General features: G+C 56.6%; 5 protein-coding genes. All 5 read left to right on the top strand.

The genetic code is table 11. The features are described 5' to 3' along the window. On the top strand, positions 1-2,058 hold a 2,058-nt coding region (locus BLQ82_RS16040; RefSeq protein ID WP_143013458.1), incomplete at its 5' end, for a WIAG-tail domain. 815 nt (positions 2,059-2,873) lie between these two features. Then, positions 2,874-3,722, top strand: a complete 849-nt coding sequence (locus BLQ82_RS16030; protein ID WP_062523797.1) for a glycosyltransferase family 2 protein — start codon at positions 2,874-2,876, stop codon at positions 3,720-3,722. Beyond that, positions 3,719-4,849 carry a glycosyltransferase family 2 protein gene (locus BLQ82_RS16025; RefSeq protein WP_244280834.1) on the top strand — a complete coding sequence of 377 codons (1,131 nt, stop codon included), beginning with the start codon at positions 3,719-3,721 and terminating at the stop codon, positions 4,847-4,849. Before BLQ82_RS16030 ends, BLQ82_RS16025 begins: the two co-directional genes overlap by 4 nt. Continuing rightward, positions 4,846-5,583, top strand: coding sequence for a glycosyltransferase family 2 protein (locus tag BLQ82_RS16020; RefSeq protein WP_062523799.1), 738 nt, complete (start codon positions 4,846-4,848; stop codon positions 5,581-5,583). Before BLQ82_RS16025 ends, BLQ82_RS16020 begins: the two co-directional genes overlap by 4 nt. A 47-nt stretch (positions 5,584-5,630) precedes the next feature. Continuing rightward, positions 5,631-6,362, top strand: a complete 732-nt coding sequence (locus BLQ82_RS16015) for a sugar phosphate nucleotidyltransferase (protein WP_062523800.1) — start codon at positions 5,631-5,633, stop codon at positions 6,360-6,362. Positions 6,363-6,787: the final 425 nt, after the last annotated feature.

Here is a 6,787-nt window from a genome sequence, read left to right as displayed (position 1 = left end):
CCCGGCAGCATTCATCTGGAGCATCTGTCCGAGGACACGCTGACTACCGAGCTGCTGCCGGACGGCAGCATTGGTGGCAGCAAGCTGGCGGCAGGATCGGTGGGTCCGGAGCATCTGGCCTCCGGAAGTGTAGATAGCAGCCACCTGGCTCCAGGAGCAGTGGACAGCAGTCATATCCGCCCCGGCAGTATTCATCTGGAGCATCTGTCCGAGGACACGCTGACTTCCGAGCTGCTGCCGGAGGGCAGCATTGAAGGCAGCAAGCTGGCGGCAGGATCGGTGGGTCCGGAGCATCTGTCCTCCGGAAGTGTAGATAGCAGCCACCTGGCTCCAGGAGCAGTGGACAGCAGTCATATCCGCCCCGGCAGCATTCATCTGGAGCATCTGTCTGAGGACACGCTGACTTCTGAGCTGCTGCCGGACGGCAGCATCGAAGGCAGCAAGCTGGCTGAAGGGGCAGTGGGTCCGCAGCATTTGGCTCCCGGCAGTATATATGGAGGCCACCTGGTTCCAGGAGCAGTGGGCAGCAGCCATATCCGCCCCGGCAGTATTCATCTGGAGCATCTGTCCGAGGACACGCTGACTACCGAGCTGCTGCCGGACGGCAGCATCGAAGGCAGCAAGCTGGCGGCAGGATCGGTGGGTCCGCAGCATCTGCAGCCGCAGAGCATCCAGGGCGGTCATCTCGCAGACGGAACGCTGGAGGAAAGGCATTTGGGTGCGGGCATGATCCGGCTTAAGCATCTGGCGGAGGAAGTCCGCAGCGCAGAGCTGCTAACGGATGGCAGTATTGGCGGCAGTAAGCTAGCTGAAGGGGCAGTGGGTCCGCAGCATTTGGCTCCAGGCAGTATATATGGAGGCCACCTGGCTCCAGGAGCAGTGGACAGCAGTCATATCCGCCCCGGCAGTATTCATCTGGGGCATCTGTCTGAGGACACGCTGAGTCCGGAACTGCTGCCGGACGGCAGCATTGGCGGCAGCAAGCTGGCAGCAGAGGCAGTAGGGTCCTATCAACTGGCGCCGGGCAGTGTATACGGAGGCCATTTGGCTCCGGGAGCGGTAGACGGCCGCCACATCCGCTCTGGCAGCATCCAATTTGCACATCTGGCCGCGAGTGCACTGACCCCCGAGCTGCTGCCGGATGGCAGCATCAGCGATGCCAAGCTGGCCGCAGGCGCGGTGGGCTCGCAGCACCTGCAGCCGCAGAGCATCCAGGGCGGTCATCTCGCGGATCAAGCGCTGGATGAGCGTCATTTGAGCCCCGGTATCGTTAAGCTTGTGCATCTGGCGGAGGAAACCCGCAGTGCAGTGCTGCTTCCGGATGGCAGCGTTGGCGGCGAGAAGCTGGCGGTAAGCTCTGTGGGCTCGGAGCACCTGCAGCCGCAGAGCATCCAGGGCGGTCATCTTGCGGATGAAGCGCTGGAGGAGCGCCATTTAAGCCCCGGTATCGTTAAGCTTGAGCATCTGGCGGAGGAAACCCGCAGTGCAGACCTGCTCCCGGACGGCAGCATTACCGGGGAGAAGCTTGCATTCGGCAGTGTCGGAACCAGGCAGCTGGCTGAAAGCGCAGTTGGGAACATAGAGCTTCAGGATGAAGCGGTGGACGCCTCCAAAATCACTTCATTCGCCATTCAATCCCGTCATTTGGAAGAAGACAGCGTACAGAGCTATCATATTGCCCCTGGTGCAATAATGGGTGAACACCTGACGCCCGGATCGGTAAATGCGGAGCACCTGTCGTTCAGTCCGGTACAGAGTTCAGGCAACCGGCAGGTTCTGCAGCAGTTCGGTATGACAGCATTCATGTTCAACGGAGATGCGGAGAGTGTAGAGGTTACCGTGGCTTTTGATGAAAGCTTCGGCCATACCGGCTATGTGCTCGTCGCCATGACCAATCAGCCGTTCTTCCATGCCTCGCTGAAAAACAGGACGGGTGGAGAAGCAGTCATTGAGGTGGTGAGGCTGCGCGAGACTTCGCATTTCTATGGAGTGTTATCATGGATTGCCCTTGGCTCCCCATTAGTGAAGCCGGCCAAGGATCATCGGGCGTTTGATTAAGAGCGGGGTCAGGAAGAGAATATTATAAAGTTTTTGAACAGGGCGCAGCCGACAGCTGCGCTCATTTTTTTGTTAAAGAAAATTATGCAATGCCAAAACATGCGGATATCTTGAAAGCTTCAGATGATATAGCCGGTGCAGGAGGATTGAATCCATCTGCAGAATGAAGCGGACTGAGAGGATCTTATTTTGTGAAAAAGTCTACTTTCCCGGCGGATTCGGACTCAGGAGCCGTTAAGCCGTTATATTGTTCGATGGAGCCTAGAATGAAGGAAAATAGGACATATAGCAGAATCTCAGTCCGTTTGTCCTGCTGAATGGGCGAATCCTCCTCAATAACGGATTTCCTGTCCGCATCAGCCACGGATCGAGCGTGAAGGGGCTCATCGAGTCCGACGAGGAACTCACACAAAACCGTCCGGTCAATCATGCATGTCCTAACCTTTTAGCTTCTGGGTAAGAGTTGTGCTCGGTGTACAGCAAATGTGAGTACTAAACAAGCTCAAATACGCTAATTTTGTCTATTGTACAACAATGTGAGCTCTAAGCAAGCCGAATGACGCTAATTCTGCTTTGGTGCAACAATCCGGGCCTCCGGCGTGCCCCGTTGATTTTGGAACAGAGGGGAGTCCCTGCGGTCGTAAGCTCCGAGTTGGTATTCACCCGTTGGGGAGATTTTGTTTTGGGGATATGGCTGGCGGGCTTTTGTCCAAATTTCTACGCGGAGGGAGACATTTGCCGTTACCTGGGACAGCGGATTACATAGACTGTGATGTAACCCTCAGCCCGGAGACCATGCCCTGCAAGGAAGGTGGATGAGCTTGAAGCATAGACGTACATCTGCCCGCCGCACGGGGCGGCGGGCTTTGCAACCAACGCGGGGGATCTCCCGGCCGGTGCGAGCTGCTGCGCCGCGTCCTGCGGCCAATCACCCCGAGCCTTACGTGTCGGTAATTATTCCGGCCATGAATGAAGCGGGAACGATTGCCAAGGTGATTGCCGGAGCAAGGGGAGTTCATCCCCGCTGTGAGGTTATTGTTGTGGTTAACGGCTCTGCCGATAATACAGCTGACATTGCGTTGTCACAAGGGGCACGTGTCATCCTCTTCGAGCAGCCGCTCGGACATGATGTGGGCCGCAGTATCGGAGCAGAGGCCGCAAAGGGAGAAGTGCTGCTCTTCACCGACGGGGATCTTGTGATTCCCGCTTCACAGCTGCGTCCCTTTGTGGCTGCAGTCAGTCATGGTACAGATGTGGCTCTAAATGATTATTCCGGTCCGGTCCGAAGTAAATTCCCGCATCCGGTTGTGCTCTCCAAGCATGCACTCAACATTATGCTTGGCCGCTCTGATCTAAAAGGCTGTTCGCTGACGGCAGTGCCCCATGCGCTCAGCCGCAAAGCGCTTGCCGCGCTCGGAAGCGGCCTGCTGTCCAGACCGCCGCTTGCGCATGCGCAGGCTGTGCTTGAGGGTCTGCTTGTGAAGGCAGTGCACAAGGTGCCTGTAGGCAGGCTGAATGCCGTCCGTCCCAAGCAGGCGGGAGCGGATCCCTTGCGTGAGGTGATTCTCACGGATCATCTGGACGCGGCAGGCATGGTGTTTCAGCGAAGAGGCGAAAGAGCGGGCTTCAATGATGGCAACCGGCGAAGGGAGATGGTGAGATGACAGCAGCTATGCTCGATTCTGCGGCCGGCTCCCGGCCTAAGGCTTATGCATCCTCCATCCGCCGCCCTGAAGCCAAAGCGCGCCGGGCTTCACTTGCCTCCCGTGGGGGAGTGCCCGCACCGGGCCATGGCAGATCTGCCGCGGCCATGGTCAAGGCGGCGGGAGCTGCGCCTGCCCGCCGGACGGGGACGGGCGGCACCGCCGGCAAGCGCAGGGCGGCCCAAGCTGGTGCCGCCGCCAGAACCGCGGTCCGGCGGAGCGCCGCCGGCAGCCCTCCCGCCCGGCAAGCGGTTCGCAGAGCCATGCGCCCGGAGGAGAGAGCTTCTGCCTCCGCTTCCCGCGAGGCAGAGCTTGTGCTGCCGGAACTTCGCGGCTCGCTGTCGGTAATTATCTCGGCGCGCAATGAGGAGCGCACACTGCCGGGGCTGCTGAGGCAGGTACAGCGCCTGAATCCGGCCGAGATCATCGTTGTGCTGAACGGCTGCACCGATAACAGCTATGGACTTACCCGGATGTTCAAGCGGGCCACAGTGGTGCATTGTCCGGAATCCGCCGGGCATGATGTAGGGCGGGCACTTGGAGCCAAGCTCAGCCGAGGCGACATCCTGCTGTTCCTGGATGGAGACATGGTCATTCCGGCTTCACAGCTGGCTGTATTTGCATCGGCTGTGGACGGTGGTGTAGATGTCGCGCTGAATGACCTGGATGCGCTGCTGCCTTCGTTCGCCTTAAGCGATGATGTTACACGCTGCAAACTATATCTGAATAGTGTTCTGGGCAGAAGCGACCTGGGGGTCAGCTCGATGACTGCTGTCCCTCATGCCCTGTCGCGGCGGGCCCTGGAGCGGATCGGCTACCGTGAGCTGACGGTTCCGCCCAAAGCGCAGGCGCTCTCGATCATAGAACATTTAAGAGTGGAGAAAGCGGGGAAGGTGGACGTCATTAAGCATAACCGGCTCCGCCAGGGAAACACCGGAGCCGGCAACGCAATGGAGCAGCTGATTGCCGGGGATCATGCGGAAGCGCTGTTCAGGGTGCTTATGCACCGTAATGCCAGCGGGATGATCTCTGCTGAACACCTGCAGGAGCAGCGGCGGCAATTGGCAGCCTGGAGGAACGGCCTATGACAATGACCAGTATTATTATTCCAACCTATAACAGGCTTGGCTTACTCCGCTCCTGTGTGGAAGCGGTCAGGGCACATACTGAATTACCCTATGAAATTATTGTAATCGACAACGCTTCAACCGATGGAACAGACGCTTATTGCCGTGAGAACAAGCTGGCTTTTATTTCTCTTCCCGAGAACCGGGGGTTCCCTGCGGCATGCAATCTGGGTATGCAACTGGCCTCGGGCGATGAACTGCTGCTGCTGAATAATGACGTTATTGTATCGCAAGGCTGGCTTGCCCATCTGAAAAGCGCCTTGTACAGTGCGCCGGACGTCGGCATTGTAGGACCTGTAACGAACTATGCCAGCGGGCGTCAGCAGATAAGCGTGCCGTATACGGATCTTTCAGGATTTCACGCCGAGGCGAAGAGGCTGAGTCTTCGAGGGCCGTCCGGATGGTCCGGAACCCAGCGGCTGGTCGGCTTGTGCTTTTTATTCAAAAGAGAGCTGCTGGACACCATCGGCTTCCTGGATGAGCGGTATTCGCCGGGACACTATGAAGACGATGACTACTGCTACCGCGCCCGGCTGCGGGGCTACCGTCTGCTTATTGCCGGGAATTGCCTGGTGCATCATGAAGGGAGTGCCAGCTTCAAAGAGGTTTACTCCTCACGGCTGCAGGAGCTGGTGGAACGCAATCGCAGGATTTTTATGGATAAATGGCATGCAGATCCGGCAGAGTTCATCTGAAACATTGACCCAAAGGCTTAAGACACAGATAAAGAGGAGGAAAGTAAGTGAAAGGAGTCATACTGGCGGGCGGAACAGGATCAAGACTATATCCGCTGACCCGGCTTATGAACAAACATTTGCTTCCGGTCGGCAAATATCCTATGGTGTGTTACGGTATAGACCGGTTGCGCCGGGGGGGTATAACCGATATTCTCCTGGTCATCAGCAAGCAGTCCGCGGGGCAGTATACGGATTTTTTAGGCAGCGGGGCAGAGTTTGGCGTTTCACTGACTTACAAAATTCAGGAGGCCGCCGGAGGCATTGCGGAAGCGCTGGAGCTGGCGAAAGGATTCATTCTCCCGGGTGAGCGGTTTGTCGTACTGCTTGGTGACAATCTTTTTATGGATGATTTGGCGCCTTATGTAAAGAAGTATCTGCAGCAGCCTCCGGGGACAGCCAAGGTTTTGCTGAAACCGGTGGAAGATGCGCGGAGATATGGTGTTCCCGTATTCGACAGTCAGGATACCGGCCTGATTGCCTACATCGAGGAGAAGCCTGAGCATCCCAAGACAAAATATTGCGTAACCGGCATTTATATGTACGATGAGGCTGTATTCGATATTATCCGGCGCGTATCTCCTTCTAAGAGGGGCGAGCTTGAGATTACCGACGTAAACAACATCTACGCCTCAGACCGTAGGCTTAGCTATGATGTGCTTAAGGAATGGTGGAGCGACGCCGGAACATTCCAATCCCTGTATGAAGCTGGAGAAAAGCTGAAAAACACGCTGCCGTGAGGCGCGTGTTTTTTGGTGCGCTGCTGCGTGGGCGCCTTCAGTGGCACTCCAGCAACGCACTGAAACACGGCACTGCAACAATGGCATTGCAACAACGGCAGAACACCGTCCTTGTTTCCGCCGAAACCGGCTGGCGGCGTTTAAGTAACGGCAATAGTACCCTTGTTGAGGCAGAATCCGGCCATCCCGTAAACGGCTATTGGATGAAATGAGAAGTAAAAGTACCTCTAATTTGGTGGGAAACGGTTAGTTTGGCGAAATGAGAGGTAAAAATACCTCTGATCTGGTGGTAACTGGGCTAGTTGGCAAAATGAGAGGTAAATATACCTCTGATTTGATGGGAAACGGTTAGTTCGGAAAAATGTGAGGTAAAAGTACCTCTAATTTGGTGGGAAACGGTTAGTTTGGCGAAATGAGAGGTAAAA

The organism is Paenibacillus jilunlii (assembly GCF_900102965.1).
In the GTDB taxonomy this organism is placed as follows: domain Bacteria; phylum Bacillota; class Bacilli; order Paenibacillales; family Paenibacillaceae; genus Paenibacillus_AQ; species Paenibacillus_AQ jilunlii.
The sequence above is the reverse complement of the archived record's forward strand: the minus strand, read 5'-3'. Positions and strand labels throughout refer to the sequence as shown.